The sequence below is a fragment of the Pseudomonas sp. Ma2-10 genome (assembly GCF_054330215.1).
Map to the genome: position 1 here is coordinate 76,955 of NZ_JBTEYL010000015.1, position 14,280 is coordinate 91,234.

Consider the following 14,280-nt stretch of genomic DNA (forward strand, 5'->3'; position numbering starts at 1 on the left):
AATGACTTTCATCGATAGTCTTTGTAGTGCGATCACGCCAAGTAGCGCGATGCTGCACATCGATAACCTTCTAAAGACTAAAAACGATGTCCGACGCTTTAGCTTTATTTCGATCTGAAGCTATCAGTGCGAAAAACGAACAACGCTTCGGTAGCGTACTGATACATCAACCTTGGGGATATGGTGTCGCAGCCATTTTGGCTGGAGCTTTAATACTGGTGGTTGTGATCTATTCTTACTTTGGAACGTATACCCGTAAAGCTACCGTGGGAGGTTTGCTCATGCCTGAGCAGGGCATGTTACGCCTGACATCTCCTACAACAGGGCTACTCACTGAAGTTTTTGCTCACGAAGGCCAGACTGTAGGCGGTGGTGAGGACCTGTTTGTAATCTCCGGCGAACGCGTCAGTGCTACCGGCGGTACACAACAGTTGATAGCGGAACAGCTCACTCAGCGTTTACTGGCGCTGGAACGTAATCGCACATCCGCAAATGATCGCATCGCAGGACAAATTCGCCTACTTGATAGCCGACTCGTGACGATTACCGGAGAGTTGGGTCAGTATCGAGAAGAGGTCCGCCTGATCGCTCGACGTGTAGATTTGTCCGAGATTCAGCATAAGAGACTAAAAGACCTAGTAGCGGCTGGCTTCATTTCTGTCGCCCAGTATCAACAGGAGGAAGGACAACTTCTCGCATTGCTTGGACAACAGCAAAGTATTCAGCGAGCTCGCGCTAGCCTCAATCGCGAACAAATGGAACTGCAGATGCAGCGCCAGGAGGCCGAATTAAGGCACCGCAACGAAATCGCCGAAATAGACAAAGGCATCTCACTGATTAGACAGGAACAGGCGGAAAACGACATCCGCAACAAGCAAGTCAGCTCTGCCCCATTTGCCGGAACTATAACCGGATTGAATGTTCAAGTTGGCCAACAGGTCACAGCGGGGGCACTTCTTGCCAGTTTCATTCCCCAAGGTGCTGATCTTATAGCTCACATGTATGTAGCCTCACGAAAAGTGGGCTTCATAGAAAAGGGTCAGACAGTACTCATCCGATATCCCGCATATCCCTATCAAAAATTCGGTATGGCACGAGGTCGAATTATCGATCTGGCGAAAAGCCCTTATGCAGTTCAGGAACTACCAACGCACATTGCAAGCGTTGTTCATGAAGCAACCGAGCCAACCGAACTCTTCTACCGCGTAACCGTCAAGCTCGATTCCCAGACGATTAATCTATACGGCAACTCACAACCACTGCAGGCCGGCATGTTGCTTGAGGCTGATATCGTGCAAGACAAACGCCGGCTCTATGAATGGGCACTGGAGCCGATTTATTCAATCACTGGAAAACGCTCGTATTGAATCTGACTTTAATCACGAACAGCAGGGAGCAACACCTAATTGACTAATAGGGAAAAAGAAATCTTGCATTTACTTCTACAAGGAAAGACCAATAAACAAATCGCTCGGGAGCTGGGGATAAGCGACTTCACGGTACGCGATTACGTATCTTCGATCTTTCATCAACATGGGGTTAAATCTAGATCTGAGCTATTTGTAGAAAAAATGAAAAACTCAAATATTTAAGCCATACCCTACACATGTAGGATTACATCACCAAACCGTTCAAAGCAATACTCTCACACCGACCTATCTCCTCAAAAAATATGATTTAAAGCTTAAATCGATAAAACCGTAATTCGACTTTTTACCCACTAAAAAACATAAAACACAACTAAAACCATAAAACAGGTATTCGCAAACAGAGCACAAAATCTCATGACCAAGCAAAACCTTGTTGATAACAATAAAGAGTGGAGCATGTATATATTTGGCATACGCTTTGTGGTGGGCACAGTCTCTGACGCCCTTACCCCCTCTATTGTCGTCGCCATTACATTTCTTCTCTACTATTGTTTTTTCAAACTGCTGCGCATGCGATGGGGGATACAGAGAAGCCTAGCAGTAACCATACTGACAGCATACATAGTTCCACTGATAGCATACTTAACAATAAAATATATTCTCCCGACCATTACAAGATAGACAAAATAGAACAATGGAGTTTAACCATGAAAGAACTCTCAATATATGACTTAGAATTTGTTGCAGGTGCCGTAGCCCCCCCCGGAGCCTTAATTGGTGGTGTTACAGCAGCAGCTGGATATATAGGAAACTCCATGGCAACCGGAGAAGGTAGTGCTGAAGGGCTTATCGGAGCTACCGTGACCGGCGCAGTCGGAGGATTTATCTTAGGACCAGCAGGTTTAGGCACTTGAGGCTGCGAAGTCGTCCGCACATTCGGCGCTTGCCTCCAATCACATCGGCTACAAGGTAGGTATGCGAGTTGGTATCGATGTGCTGGAGGCTCAAGGCAAATTGAGTGACATCGTTCAACAGTTGTCTCGCGCACGTTATGACACCTTGCTGGCTCAGCTACAGCTTAAGGCCACAGTAGGGGCTTTAAGTGAAGCCGATATTATTGAAGTTAACGCGTTATTGAGTGGTTAAATCTCGCGCTTCGAACACAGTTCCTGCACATATGCAGGGTAGAACTCGCGCTCTTCCGAGCGTTTACTCTGGCTGAAAAATGATCACGCTGGGCGACCAAGATAATTGTCGCACCAGTGGTGAGACTTTTCGTGATGGTGACCCGAAGGGCCTAATCGCGAGCCTGCTCGCGAAAGCAGTCTGACTGTCAACACTTCCATCAGCCACTAATCGAATATTCAGCCGCAACCCTACCTCAGTATTCTCAGCCCAAAGACTCCCGCCCTGGCGCTGCACCGCATTCCTGGCAATGCTCAACCCCAACCCGAACCCACCATCCCCCGGCCGCGAACCGTCGAGCCGAATGAACGGCGAGAAGATCCGCTCAAGATCCGCCTCTGCCACCCCGCCGCCCTCATCCTCCAGCCACACATGCCAGAAATCGCCATCGCGCTGTCCAGCAAGACGCACAACGCCACCCGGCGGTGAATGACGAATGGCGTTGCGCAGGATGTTTTCCAGCGCCTGAGCCAACGTATTGAGATGGCCGCGCACCCAGCAGGACGAATCCACCGTGCACTGCAACTGGCTCGTCGGCCAACCACTTTCATAGCAGGCATTTTCCGTGAGCATGTCCCACAACGCCTGAACCTGGATCGATTCGTCGGGCAGCGGCGCGCGTTCGGTGTCGAGCCAGGCCAGTTGCAAGGTGTCTTCCACCAGACGCTGCATACCATCGACTTCTCGGCCAATGCGCTCGCGCAATTGCCTCAACCCCTGCTCGCTTTCGCTGGCCACCCGCAGGCGACTCAGTGGCGTGCGCAATTCGTGGGACAAGTCGCGCAACAGTTGTTGCTGTAGGGCCACCGTGCCTTGCAGGCGCTCGGACATGTGATCGAAGGCCCGGCCCAGCTCACCCAGTTCATCCGGACGATCGGTGATGCGGCTCGACAACCGCACGTTCAACTGGTCCGCACGCCAGGCATTGGCCTGTTCGCGCAGACTGTTCAAAGGCACGACAAGCAACCGATACAGACCGACGCACAGCAGCAAGGTGAACAGCCCGGGAATCACCCCGTTGGTGATCACCCGCCAGAACACCCGGTAGTGCCCGGGCACAAAACGCCGGGGCAGTTCGATCACCAGGCTGCCAGCGGACGGATCCTTGGGGAAGGGCACTCTCAACCACGGCAATCCTTTGCTATGGCGACTCGTCGGCCAATCCAGACCGCGTAAAAAGGTCAGGCGCCGGGTTTCTTTTTCAGTCAGCGGGTAACTGCTCAATGACTGCAAATCGCCGCCAATTACACCGACCCATGTCGACTCGCGATGGCCGACGCTCTGCAACCAGGTATCGATGCCCGCACTTTGGCGCTGATTCCACGCCTGCTCGGCCTTGGCGGCGTAGCGCATCAGTGTGCCCCGTGCCTCGTGGGACAGGAACAGGTTTTTTTGTTCCATGTAGCGACCCCAGGACCAACTGAGCCAGATCATCAGCAGGCAAAACGCCACTAACAAACACGCCAGTTTCCAGAACAGCGAATGCCTGCCCGGCAGGTCAGCCCACTTCATCGACAGCACTCAGTACGTAACCCTTGCCCCACACCGTGCGCACTTCGCGCTCGACGTAACCGACGGCCTTGAGCTTGCGACGGATCTGGCTGATGTGCATGTCGAGGCTGCGGTCATGGGGCGCGTAACCGCGCTGCAGCACATGCTGATACAGGAAGGCTTTGCTCAGGACTTCATCGCCATTGCGGTTCAGCGTTTCCAGCAACCGGTATTCGCTGCGGGTCAAGCCGGCAGTGTGTTCACCATAAAAAACATCACAGGATTCATCGTCAAAGCCCAGGCTGCCCGCCGAAGGGGCAGTCGGTGCCGGCGCTGGCCGGCGATCGAGCGCGACCCGTCGCAGGATCGCTTCGATGCGCACCCGCAACTCGACCATGCTGAAGGGTTTGGGCAGGTAATCATCGGCGCCCAGCCGAAAACCACTGATGCGATCCGACTCGGCACCGAGCGCCGACATCAGCACCACCGGGGTGGAATGGCTCTGACGCAATTGCGTCAGTACATTCAGCCCGTCCAGGCCCGGCAGCAGAATATCCATCAGCACCACATCGAAGGTTTGCTGGCGGGCGATGGTCAAGCCTTCCAGACCGTTCTGGCACCACGTCACCTGAAAACCGCAACGTCCCAGGTGCTCATGAACATAAGCACCGAGTACGAGGTCGTCTTCTATAGACAGGATACGAGGAGGACCAACAGTGATGGGAGTCATAACTATCTGCAAATAATTCTCAGTTGACGATTATTCAAGATTGCCTCGCTGCGGGCAACACAAGGTTTGCCCCTGACGTAAAAGTGCTGTTCCCGCCGACGAATGACGACATCAATTTTACGAAGATTGCCCGCCTGCAAATCGCTACACTGCGCAGGTGGCGCGTGCCGGACGTACGTGCAGGTCATTAAATCGCTGGATGCAGGAGAGATGCGTGCTCAAGAAACTGGGAATTAAAGGCCGCGTATTGTTGCTGACCCTGTTGCCGACCAGCCTGATGGCTTTGGTCCTGGGCGGTTATTTCACCTGGATGCAGCAATCCGACCTGCAAACCCAGCTTATGCAGCGTGGCGAGATGATCGCCGAACAACTGGCGCCCCTGGTGGCCCCGGCCATGGGCCACAAGAACACCGAGCTTTTGGAACGCACCGCGACCCAATCGCTAGAACAACCGGACGTTCGCGCCGTTTCGTTTCTCGCGCCCGACCGCTCCCTGTTGGCCCATGCCGGCCCGACCATGCTCAATCAGGCACCGATCGGCAACAGTTCGCAGATGCTGCGCCGCAGCGGCAATGACGCGACGCGTTACTTGCTGCCGGTGTTCGGCAAGCACCGCAATCTGGCCGGTGATTTGATTCCCGAAGAAGCCGACCGGCTGCTGGGCTGGGTCGAACTCGAACTGTCCCACAACGGCATGCTGCTGCGCGGTTACCGCAGCCTGTTCGCCAGCTTATTGCTGATCGGCGCAGGCCTTGCCGGCGCAGCGCTGCTGGCGTTACGCATGGGCCGCGCCATCAATCGGCCGCTGAGCCAGATCAAGCAAGCGGTGGCGCAACTCAAGGACGGTCATCTGGAAACCCGCCTGCCGCCCCTCGGCAGCCAGGAGCTGGACACACTCGCATCGGGCATCAACCGTATGGCCGGCACCTTGCAGAACGCGCAGGAGGAATTGCAACACAGCATCGACCAGGCCACCGAAGACGTGCGCCAGAACCTGGAAACCATCGAGATCCAGAACATCGAACTGGACCTGGCGCGCAAGGAAGCCCTTGAAGCCAGCCGGATCAAATCCGAGTTCCTGGCCAACATGAGCCATGAAATCCGCACGCCGCTCAACGGCATTCTCGGCTTCACGCATCTGCTGCAAAAAAGCGAGCTGACCCCGCGCCAGCTCGACTATCTGGGCACCATCGAAAAGTCCGCCGACAGCCTGCTGGGGATCATCAACGAGATTCTCGACTTCTCGAAAATCGAGGCCGGCAAACTGGTACTCGACAATATTCCGTTCAACTTGCGCGACCTGCTCCAGGACACGCTGACCATCCTCGCCCCGGCCGCCCACGCCAAACAGCTGGAGTTGGTGAGCCTGGTTTATCGCGATACGCCGCTGTCGCTGGTGGGTGACCCGCTGCGGCTCAAGCAGATTCTCACCAACCTGGTCAGCAATGCGATCAAGTTCACCCGCGAAGGCACCATTGTCGCCCGGGCCATGCTTGAGGAAGAGCACGAAGACAGCGTGCAACTGCGCATCAGCATTCAGGACACCGGCATCGGGCTGTCGAACCAGGACGTGCGCGCCTTGTTCCAGGCCTTCAGCCAGGCCGACAATTCGCTGTCGCGGCAACCCGGCGGCACCGGCCTCGGGTTGGTGATTTCCAAACGTCTGATCGAACAGATGGGTGGCGAAATTGGCGTCGACAGCACCCCCGGTGAAGGTTCCGAATTCTGGATCAGTCTGAGCCTGCCCAAAGCCCGCGACGATGCCGAAGACCTGCCTGGTCCGCCGTTGCTCGGGCGCCGCGTGGCGGTGCTGGAAAACCACGAACTGGCCCGCCAGGCATTGCAGCATCAACTGGAAGACTGCGGCCTCGAAGTCACCCCGTTCAATACGCTGGAAAGCCTGACCAATGGCGTGACCGGCGCGCATCAGACCGATCAGGCGATCGACCTGGCGGTGCTCGGCATCACCAGTAACGACATGCCGCCGGAACGCCTCAACCAGCACATCTGGGACCTCGAACACCTGGGCTGCAAGGTGCTGGTGTTATGCCCAACCACCGAACAGACGCTGTTCCACCTCTCGGTGCCTAATCCACACAGCCAGCTCCAGGCCAAACCGGCCTGCACCCGCAAGCTGCGGCGGGCCTTGTCCGACCTGGTCAACCCGCGCCAGCACCGCAGCGAACCTAGTGAACCGGTGTCCAGCCGTGCGCCAAAAGTGCTTTGTGTCGACGACAACCCTGCCAACTTGCTGCTGGTGCAAACCCTGCTCGAAGACATGGGCGCCAAAGTCCTCGCAGTGGAAAGCGGTTACGCGGCGGTCAAGGCCGTGCAGACCGAAACCTTCGACCTGGTGCTGATGGACGTTCAGATGCCCGGCATGGATGGCCGGCAAAGCACTGAAGCAATTCGCCAGTGGGAAAGTGAACGGCATTGCACGCCGCTGCCGGTCGTTGCCCTCACCGCTCACGCGATGGCCAACGAAAAACGTGCCCTGCTGCAAAGCGGCATGGACGACTACCTGACCAAACCGATCAGCGAACGGCAATTGGCCCAAGTGGTGCTGAAGTGGACCGGCCTGGCGCTGCGCAATCATGGGCCGGAGCGCTCCAGCGACAGCCACGGTGGCGGTCATGAGTTGCAGGTGCTCGATCACGAAGAAGGTTTGCGCCTGGCGGCCGGCAAGGCTGATCTGGCGGCGGACATGTTGGCAATGCTGCTGGCGTCGCTGGAAGCCGATCGCGAGGCGATTCGCTTCGCCCGGGAACACAACGACCAGAATGCCCTGATCGAGCGCGTCCATCGCCTGCACGGTGCTACGCGCTATTGCGGTGTCCCGCAACTGCGCGCCGCCTGCCAGCGCAGCGAAACCCTGCTCAAACAACAGGACCCCAAAACCCCCAGCGCACTGGAAGACCTCGACCGGGCCATCAACCGCCTGGCCGCCCATGCCCGTATAAATGCTTGATGTACGTTCCAGGAGGACCGCATGCGCACGATTCTTTTCAGCAGCCAGACCTACGACCGCGACAGTTTTCTCAGTGCCGAGCTACCGGCCGGCATTGAACTGCACTTTCAATCGGCGCGACTGAGCCTTGATACCGTGGCGCTGGCCGAGCAACACGAAGTGGTCTGTGCCTTCATTAATGATGACCTCAGCGCGCCGGTGCTCGAACGCCTGGCCGCGGGCGGCACACGCCTGATCGCCCTGCGCTCGGCCGGTTACAACCATGTAGATCTGGCAGTGGCAAAGCGTCTGGGGCTGGCGATTGCGCGCGTCCCGTCCTACTCACCCCACGCGGTGGCCGAACATGCGGTGGCGCTGATCCTGGCGCTCAACCGACGCCTGCACCGCGCCTACAACCGCACGCGCGAAGGGGATTTCAGCCTGCACGGGCTGACCGGCTTCGACCTGGTGGGCAAGACCGTCGGCGTCGTCGGCACCGGGCAGATCGGCGCGACCTTCGCGAAAATCATGAACGGCTTTGGCTGCCAATTGCTGGCGTACGACCCCTTCCCCAACCCGCAAGTCGAAGCGCTCGGCGCTCGCTACCTGAGCCTGCCGAAACTGCTGGCCGAGTCGCAGATCATCAGCCTGCACTGCCCGCTCAATGAACAAAGCAAACACTTGATCAATCGCGAGTCACTGGCGCACATGCAAGCGGGTGCGATGCTGATCAACACCGGGCGCGGTGGTCTGGTGGACACCCCGGCGTTGATCGACGCGTTAAAGGACGGTCAACTGGGTTATCTGGGGCTGGACGTGTACGAAGAAGAGGCGCAGTTGTTCTTCGAGGACCGTTCCGACCTGCCGCTGCAGGACGATGTGCTGGCGCGGCTGCTGACCTTTCCGAACGTGATCGTCACCGCTCACCAGGCCTTCCTGACCCGCGAGGCCCTGGGCGCGATTGCCGCGACCACCCTGCAGAACATCGCCGCCTGGGCGGTAGGCGCGCCAACGAATCTAGTGAAGGGTGACTGAACCAGATCGAAGGTCATGCGCCCGCGTCATGCTGCGCTGATGTCCGTGCTAGCATGCCGCGCATATTTGGAGGACCCATGGTCGAACACGATTTCCGCTATAGCCTGATGAACCCGCAACACACCCTCACCGAATGCCGCGCCCTTGTGCCGGGGCGTTATCAAGTCACCGGCAACGGCGGCTCGATTCGTAACAACGACGTGCTGGTAGTGACCCTCAAAGGCGCCAAGGACTTGTCCATGCGCCTGACCGTCGAAACGGTTCGCCACTTGATCAACCCGCCCGGCCAATGGGTCGCAGTGGCCAGTGGTCCGGTGTTCGGTGAACTGGCGATCCACACCTGGAAAGTCAACTGCGACAGCTGCGCCAAAGAGCTGAGTTTCGAGTTCGCGGTCGATGCCAAGCAGGGCAACAAAGCCGAAAAGCCTGCTGCCACCGCGCGGATCACCGAACTGGGCTGGACCACGGTTGGCGAGAAGCACCTGTGCCCGAAATGCCAGGAGCCCGCGTGATGAAACGCCTCGCTCTGACGGCGATGGTTGGCGCCAGCCTGCTGGGCTGCGCTGCCGGGCCGGTGCAATTGCAACAGAACCGCAGCTACATTCTGGAGTGGATTGGCGAACGCCCGTTGATGGATTACAGCCACCTGACCATCACCCTCGATGAAGACGGTCGGGCCTACGGCAACGGCGGCTGCAACCATTGGTTCGCGCCGTACACTCTGGAAGGCGACCAGTTGAGCTTCGGCAAGGTTGGCAGCACCCGCAAACTGTGTGCGCCGGCGTTGATGGAGCAAGAAAAGCGTTTCCTCCAGGCGCTGGAAAACGTTCAGCGCTGGGACGTCTCGCCGATCGACCAGATGCGCTTCTGGCCAGCAGAAGGGAAGCCGTTGCGTTGGTGGCTTGAAGAGGGTTGATCCCTCTAGTTGATCGTTCCCTCACGCCTGTGAGGGAACGATCACCGCACTCAGTTCTTCGCCTGCAATGCCTCAAGCTTCGCCATTACCCCCGCTGCCGTCTGCTCCCCCATCAGTTGCTCCCTTACCTTGCCCTTGTTATCGATGATGTAAGTCACCGGTAACGCCTCACTGCGTGGCAACTCAAAAAGATCGGCCGGATCAGACGCCAGCACGGTGAACTTGATGCCCAGTTTTTCACTGGCGCTTTTCAGCTCTTCACCCTGCACATTGTCGAAGTTGACCCCAAACACACCAATCTTCTTGTCCTTGAGCTGATCGGCCAGGCTGTTCAATTCCGGGATCTCGGTCCGGCAAGGCCCGCACCACTCAGCCCAGTAATTGAGCACCAGCCATTGCTTGTCCAGACGTTCGGCGGCGACTTTCTGACCGCTCTGGTCGATGCCATAGTCGTTACCACACCCCCCCAGCAATAACGTACCGATGATCGCCAATGCCGCTGCCAGTCGCCTAGTCATGTCGTATTCCTTGTTCAAAATTAAATGCGCCTGCGACCCATCGCCTCCCAAGGTTCTGGATTACGCGCTGCACAGTTAGAATAGCCGTCACCTTACGCAAGATGCGAACCGCACATGACCGATCTGACGCTTTATCACAACCCGCGCTGCTCGAAATCCCGCGGTGCGCTCGAACTGCTCGAAGCCCGTGGCCTGACCCCGACGGTGGTCCGCTACCTGGACACCCCGCTGGACGCCGCGCAGATCCAGCGCCTGCTGTCCAAGCTGGGCATCAGTGCCCGGCAACTGCTGCGCACCGGTGAGGACGAGTACAAAACCCTCAACCTGGCCGACAGCAGCCTGAGCGAGGCGCAATTGATCGCCGCCATCGCCGCCAACCCGAAACTCATGGAGCGACCGATTCTGGAAGTCGGCGACAACGCCATCATCGGCCGGCCGCCGGAGAATGTACTGGAGCTGCTGCCGTGAGTGCACCGTACATCCTGGTTCTGTATTACAGCCGCAGCGGCTCGACCAATGAAATGGCCCGGCAGATCGCCCGTGGTGTCGAGCAGGCCGGTCTTGAAGCCCGGTTGCGCACGGTCCCGGCGATATCCAGCGAATGCGAAGCCGTGTCGTCGGACATCCCGGACGAAGGCGCGCTGTACGCCAGCCTCGACGATTTGAAGAACTGCGCGGGACTGGCCATGGGCAGCCCGACCCGGTTCGGCAACATGGCGGCGCCGCTCAAGTACTTCCTCGACGGCACCAGCAATCTGTGGCTGACCGGCGCTCTGGTGGGCAAGCCGGCTGGCGTGTTCACCTCCACCGCGAGCCTGCACGGCGGCCAGGAAACCACGCTGCTGTCGATGATGTTGCCGTTGCTGCACCACGGCATGCTAATCACCGGCCTGCCTTACAGCGAATCGGCCTTGCTGGAAACCCGTGGCGGCGGCACGCCTTACGGCGCCAGCCATCACGCCGGGGCCGATGGCAAAAGCGGCTTGAATGAACATGAAGTCGCGCTGTGTCGGGCCTTGGGCCTGCGCTTGGCGAAGACTGCACAGAAACTGGGGAACTGACGTGGCCAAAAAGCCGAAGATTTTGCCCTCCCTCGAATGGCTCGAACCGCGGGTTCGGGCGATGCGTGTCATCAGCCTGCTGTGCTACTTCGGTTTGGTGGGTTTGCTGTGCGTCTACTACCTGGTGATTGCCGACCTGCACGGCGCCCGGCCGTGGGTGATTCTGCTGATCGAACTGGTACCGCTGCTGTTGCTGGCGCCGGGCATGATTTCCGGCAGTGCGCGCGGGCATTCATGGATGTGTTTTGTGGTGAATCTGTATTTCATCAAGGGCGCATTGGCGGCGTATGACCCGAACCGGCAGCTGTTTGGTTTACTGGAAATGGGCGCGAGCCTGGCGGTGTTCTGCTCGGCGCTGCTGTATGTGCGGTGGCGGTTTCAATTGAACCGCAAGTTAGCTGGCGAGGGCGAGATTCACGTCGCCTGACCTCCTATCGTGATCGTTCCCATGCTCTGCATGGGAACGATCATCTTCGTCAGTGATTGACGGTATACGCCAGCATCATTGAAATCTGGCTCATCGGCCGCCCAGCACTTTCTTCATGCCACTGGTTGAACACGCCCTGCACCGTGGCCAGGTCCCGCAGACTGGTCGGCACCTTGTCGACGATCTTCTGCGCATTCAACGCCGCGACCACGTCGTAGCTCGGCACAAACGTATCCTTGCCCACCATCCGCAAGAACCGCGGCGCCGACAACCCACCCAATTGATGACCGCGTTTTTTCAGGCAGGTCCACAACCCAACGATATCCGTGACCGGCCAATCGGCGATCATCGCGCCGAAGCTGCCCTTCTCATGCGCCACATCCAGAATGAACTGCGCGTTGCGCGGCACGCTCTTGAGTTTGCCCAAGTGACGAATGATCCGCGCGTCCTGCATCAAACGCTCAAGGTGTTCGGCACTCATCAGCACCACTTTCTCAGGGTCGAACTTGAAGAACACTTCTTCGAACGTCGGCCATTTGGCATCCACCAGGCTGTGCTTGAGCCCGGCACGGAAGACACGCAGCGCCATGGTCGAGAGATAGCGGTCGTCGCTGATCTTGCGCAATTGCGCCGGGGTTTTCGGAACCGGCAGATGGGCTTCCAGTTCAGCCGCTGAACCGAAGCGGTTCAGACAGTATTCGTGCAGCCACTTGTAATCGCGCATGCCCTCTCCCAAGGAATGAAATGAAAACGGCGCCCGCAAGCGCCGTGTGTCAGAGCGGTTTTAAGCCTCAAAGGTTCACTACGTTGACGAAGCGTGATGCAGCGGTTTCGTCGATCCGCAGGTTGGTGAAATCGAACAGGTTGCGGTCCGCCAACTGCGACGGAATCACGTTCTGCAAGCTGCGGAAAATGCTTTCGGTCCGGCCTGGCGTCTTGCGTTCCCACTCCTGAAGCATGTCCTTGACCACCTGGCGTTGCAGGTTTTCCTGAGAACCGCAGAGGTTGCACGGGATGATCGGGAATTGCTTGAAGTCCGAGTAGGCCTGGATGTCTTTTTCGTTGCAGTAGGCCAACGGGCGGATCACTACGTTGCGGCCATCGTCGGCGCGCAGCTTCGGCGGCATGGCTTTGAGCGAGCAGTTGAAGAACATGTTCAGGAAAAAGGTCTCGACGATGTCGTCGCGGTGATGACCGAGGGCCATCTTGGTCGCGCCGATTTCGTCGGCGAAGGTGTAGAGCGTGCCGCGACGCAGGCGCGAGCACAGCGAACAGGTGGTCTTGCCTTCCGGGATCAGCTCCTTGACCACCGAATAGGTGTCTTTCTCGACGATGTGGTACTCGACACCCAACTTTTTGAGGTAGGCCGGTAGCACGTGTTCAGGGAAACCCGGCTGTTTCTGGTCCATGTTCACGGCCACGATCTTGAACTTGATCGGGGCGACCTTCTGCAAGTGCATCAGCACGTCGAGCAGGGTGTAGCTGTCCTTGCCACCGGACAGGCAGACCATGACCTTGTCGCCGTCTTCAATCATGTTGAAATCGGCAACAGCCTCACCGGCCTGGCGACGCAGGCGCTTTTGCAGTTTGTTCTGGTTGACCGTAAGAGTGCCCATGAGGCGAAACCCGTGAGGTGTGACGAAAGGCCGGCATTTTACGCAAAAACGCGTCAAGGGCGAAGTCCCTCTACGCGACAGACCCTGCGGCGATTAACAGGAGGGTTTACAGCGCAATTTGCTCTAAAGCCCTGCAACCTGCACCGTTAAGACCTTTCTATACTGCGACATAAGGTCACACACATATCCAGACCTTTCCTTACTCGGCCACTTTGGCCCGCAGGCGCTCCACTGGGGGGCGACGGTAAAAACAAGAGGAGTGACTGGCATGATCCATCACGTAGTGGGGCTCTTCACCCACCCTGACCAAGAATGGAAAGAGATTCGTGGCGACCAGGAGGAAAGCATCAGTCACATGTATCTCACCCACACGCTGATTCTGGCGGCGATTCCGGCCGTGTCAGCGTTTATCGGCACCACTCAGGTCGGCTGGGTCATCGGCAGTCGCGCACCGGTGATGCTGACCATGGAAAGTGCGGTATGGATGACGATCATGTCGTACCTGGCGATGCTCGGCGGTGTGGCGGTAATGGGCGCGTTCATCCACTGGATGGCTCGCACCTATGACGCCAACCCGAGCCTGGCACGCTGCGTTGCATTTGCGACCTACACCGCGACACCGCTGTTTATCGGCGGTCTGGCGGCGCTGTACCCACACATGTGGCTTGGGATGATCGTCGGCACCGCGGCCATCTGTTACACGGTGTACCTGCTGTATGTGGGGCTACCCACTTTCATGAACATTCCATCAGACGAGGGATTCCTGTTTTCGAGTTCGGTGCTTGCTGTAGGCCTCGTGGTGCTGGTAGCCATCATGGCGTTCACTGTCATTGTCTGGGGACTCGGCGTGGGGCCGGTCTACACCAATTAGCAACACATCACCCAAAAACAAGATCTGCCAACACAGGCCGCCGCAAGGCGGCCTTCTAATGCTCAAGGACAGAAACCGGTGACGACCATTCGGCGCCTAGGAGATTCGCAACT

General features: G+C 57.8%; 17 protein-coding genes. 12 read left to right on the plus strand and 5 right to left on the minus strand.

Features of this window, described 5'->3' with window-relative positions:
- Positions 1 to 86: 86 nt before the first annotated feature.
- From ACXPVS_RS18240 to ACXPVS_RS18255, 4 genes are all read left to right on the plus strand, one after another.
- Complete coding sequence (locus ACXPVS_RS18240; protein WP_458511167.1) at positions 87 to 1,367, plus strand: HlyD family secretion protein; 1,281 nt, start codon at positions 87 to 89, stop codon at positions 1,365 to 1,367.
- 39 nt (positions 1,368 to 1,406) lie between these two features.
- Complete coding sequence (locus tag ACXPVS_RS18245) at positions 1,407 to 1,592, plus strand: response regulator transcription factor (RefSeq protein ID WP_458511168.1); 186 nt, start codon at positions 1,407 to 1,409, stop codon at positions 1,590 to 1,592.
- A 485-nt stretch (positions 1,593 to 2,077) separates the two neighbouring features.
- Positions 2,078 to 2,284, plus strand: coding sequence for a hypothetical protein (locus tag ACXPVS_RS18250; protein WP_458511169.1), 207 nt, complete (start codon positions 2,078 to 2,080; stop codon positions 2,282 to 2,284).
- Between the two features lie 43 nt (positions 2,285 to 2,327).
- Entirely contained in the window at positions 2,328 to 2,516 is a 189-nt protein-coding gene (locus tag ACXPVS_RS18255) for a hypothetical protein (RefSeq protein WP_458511208.1), read from the plus strand.
- A gap of 63 nt (positions 2,517 to 2,579) precedes the next feature.
- Here the strand turns inward: ACXPVS_RS18255 and ACXPVS_RS18260 are convergent, their stop codons facing one another.
- A complete protein-coding gene (locus ACXPVS_RS18260; protein WP_458511170.1) occupies positions 2,580 to 4,067 on the minus strand; it encodes a histidine kinase sensor domain-containing protein in 1,488 nt (495 codons plus the stop codon).
- Positions 4,054 to 4,776 carry a response regulator transcription factor gene (locus ACXPVS_RS18265; RefSeq protein WP_458511171.1) on the minus strand — a complete coding sequence of 241 codons (723 nt, stop codon included), beginning with the start codon at positions 4,774 to 4,776 and terminating at the stop codon, positions 4,054 to 4,056. Before ACXPVS_RS18265 ends, ACXPVS_RS18260 begins: the two co-directional genes overlap by 14 nt.
- A gap of 214 nt (positions 4,777 to 4,990) precedes the next feature.
- Between ACXPVS_RS18265 and ACXPVS_RS18270 the strand changes: the two genes are divergently transcribed.
- From ACXPVS_RS18270 to ACXPVS_RS18285, 4 genes are all read left to right on the plus strand, one after another.
- Complete coding sequence (locus ACXPVS_RS18270) at positions 4,991 to 7,744, plus strand: response regulator (protein WP_458511172.1); 2,754 nt, start codon at positions 4,991 to 4,993, stop codon at positions 7,742 to 7,744.
- Between the two features lie 21 nt (positions 7,745 to 7,765).
- Positions 7,766 to 8,758, plus strand: coding sequence for a 2-hydroxyacid dehydrogenase (locus ACXPVS_RS18275; RefSeq protein ID WP_458511173.1), 993 nt, complete (start codon positions 7,766 to 7,768; stop codon positions 8,756 to 8,758).
- Between the two features lie 77 nt (positions 8,759 to 8,835).
- Complete coding sequence (locus tag ACXPVS_RS18280) at positions 8,836 to 9,270, plus strand: hypothetical protein (RefSeq protein WP_458511174.1); 435 nt, start codon at positions 8,836 to 8,838, stop codon at positions 9,268 to 9,270.
- The gene (locus ACXPVS_RS18285) at positions 9,270 to 9,674 is read left to right on the plus strand and encodes an META domain-containing protein (protein WP_458511175.1); all 405 of its coding nucleotides are present in this window, start codon (positions 9,270 to 9,272) and stop codon (positions 9,672 to 9,674) included. The genes ACXPVS_RS18280 and ACXPVS_RS18285 overlap by 1 nt, the downstream gene beginning before the upstream one ends.
- A 50-nt stretch (positions 9,675 to 9,724) precedes the next feature.
- Here ACXPVS_RS18285 and ACXPVS_RS18290 read toward each other — a convergent pair whose 3' ends face one another.
- Positions 9,725 to 10,192 carry a redoxin domain-containing protein gene (locus ACXPVS_RS18290; protein WP_458511176.1) on the minus strand — a complete coding sequence of 156 codons (468 nt, stop codon included), beginning with the start codon at positions 10,190 to 10,192 and terminating at the stop codon, positions 9,725 to 9,727.
- Between the two features lie 114 nt (positions 10,193 to 10,306).
- On the opposite strand from ACXPVS_RS18290, the gene arsC reads away from it, so the two are divergent.
- From arsC to ACXPVS_RS18305, 3 genes are read left to right on the plus strand one after another with little or no spacing between them, the layout of a single operon-like run.
- A complete protein-coding gene (arsC, locus tag ACXPVS_RS18295) occupies positions 10,307 to 10,660 on the plus strand; it encodes an arsenate reductase (glutaredoxin) (protein ID WP_458511177.1) in 354 nt (117 codons plus the stop codon).
- On the plus strand, positions 10,657 to 11,253 hold the full coding sequence (gene wrbA, locus ACXPVS_RS18300) for an NAD(P)H:quinone oxidoreductase (RefSeq protein ID WP_458511178.1): 597 nt from the start codon (positions 10,657 to 10,659) through the stop codon (positions 11,251 to 11,253). The genes arsC and wrbA overlap by 4 nt, the downstream gene beginning before the upstream one ends.
- Position 11,254: 1 nt before the next feature.
- Positions 11,255 to 11,680 carry a DUF2069 domain-containing protein gene (locus ACXPVS_RS18305; RefSeq protein WP_458511179.1) on the plus strand — a complete coding sequence of 142 codons (426 nt, stop codon included), beginning with the start codon at positions 11,255 to 11,257 and terminating at the stop codon, positions 11,678 to 11,680.
- 49 nt (positions 11,681 to 11,729) lie between these two features.
- Here ACXPVS_RS18305 and ACXPVS_RS18310 read toward each other — a convergent pair whose 3' ends face one another.
- Both ACXPVS_RS18310 and ttcA read right to left on the minus strand, forming a co-directional pair.
- Complete coding sequence (locus ACXPVS_RS18310) at positions 11,730 to 12,404, minus strand: DNA-3-methyladenine glycosylase I (protein ID WP_458511180.1); 675 nt, start codon at positions 12,402 to 12,404, stop codon at positions 11,730 to 11,732.
- Between the two features lie 67 nt (positions 12,405 to 12,471).
- On the minus strand, positions 12,472 to 13,296 hold the full coding sequence (gene ttcA, locus ACXPVS_RS18315; protein WP_458511181.1) for a tRNA 2-thiocytidine(32) synthetase TtcA: 825 nt from the start codon (positions 13,294 to 13,296) through the stop codon (positions 12,472 to 12,474).
- A gap of 268 nt (positions 13,297 to 13,564) precedes the next feature.
- Here ttcA and ACXPVS_RS18320 point away from each other — a divergent pair, with 268 nt between their 5' ends.
- The gene (locus tag ACXPVS_RS18320; protein WP_458511182.1) at positions 13,565 to 14,167 is read left to right on the plus strand and encodes a Yip1 family protein; all 603 of its coding nucleotides are present in this window, start codon (positions 13,565 to 13,567) and stop codon (positions 14,165 to 14,167) included.
- Positions 14,168 to 14,280: the final 113 nt, after the last annotated feature.

Excerpts from the sequence above, each read along its gene's own strand:
- ACXPVS_RS18240 (WP_458511167.1), top strand. The coding sequence starts at position 87 with ATGTCCGACGCTTTAGCTTTATTTCGATCTGAAGCTATCAGTGCGAAA.
- ACXPVS_RS18250 (WP_458511169.1), top strand. The coding sequence starts at position 2,078 with ATGAAAGAACTCTCAATATATGACTTAGAATTTGTTGCAGGTGCCGTA.
- ACXPVS_RS18260 (WP_458511170.1), bottom strand. The coding sequence starts at position 4,067 with ATGAAGTGGGCTGACCTGCCGGGCAGGCATTCGCTGTTCTGGAAACTG.
- ACXPVS_RS18265 (WP_458511171.1), bottom strand. The coding sequence starts at position 4,776 with ATGACTCCCATCACTGTTGGTCCTCCTCGTATCCTGTCTATAGAAGAC.
- ACXPVS_RS18275 (WP_458511173.1), top strand. The coding sequence starts at position 7,766 with ATGCGCACGATTCTTTTCAGCAGCCAGACCTACGACCGCGACAGTTTT.
- ACXPVS_RS18280 (WP_458511174.1), top strand. The coding sequence starts at position 8,836 with ATGGTCGAACACGATTTCCGCTATAGCCTGATGAACCCGCAACACACC.
- ACXPVS_RS18285 (WP_458511175.1), top strand. The coding sequence starts at position 9,270 with ATGAAACGCCTCGCTCTGACGGCGATGGTTGGCGCCAGCCTGCTGGGC.
- ACXPVS_RS18290 (WP_458511176.1), bottom strand. The coding sequence starts at position 10,192 with ATGACTAGGCGACTGGCAGCGGCATTGGCGATCATCGGTACGTTATTG.
- arsC (WP_458511177.1), top strand. The coding sequence starts at position 10,307 with ATGACCGATCTGACGCTTTATCACAACCCGCGCTGCTCGAAATCCCGC.
- ACXPVS_RS18310 (WP_458511180.1), bottom strand. The coding sequence starts at position 12,404 with ATGCGCGATTACAAGTGGCTGCACGAATACTGTCTGAACCGCTTCGGT.
- ttcA (WP_458511181.1), bottom strand. The coding sequence starts at position 13,296 with ATGGGCACTCTTACGGTCAACCAGAACAAACTGCAAAAGCGCCTGCGT.
- ACXPVS_RS18320 (WP_458511182.1), top strand. The coding sequence starts at position 13,565 with ATGATCCATCACGTAGTGGGGCTCTTCACCCACCCTGACCAAGAATGG.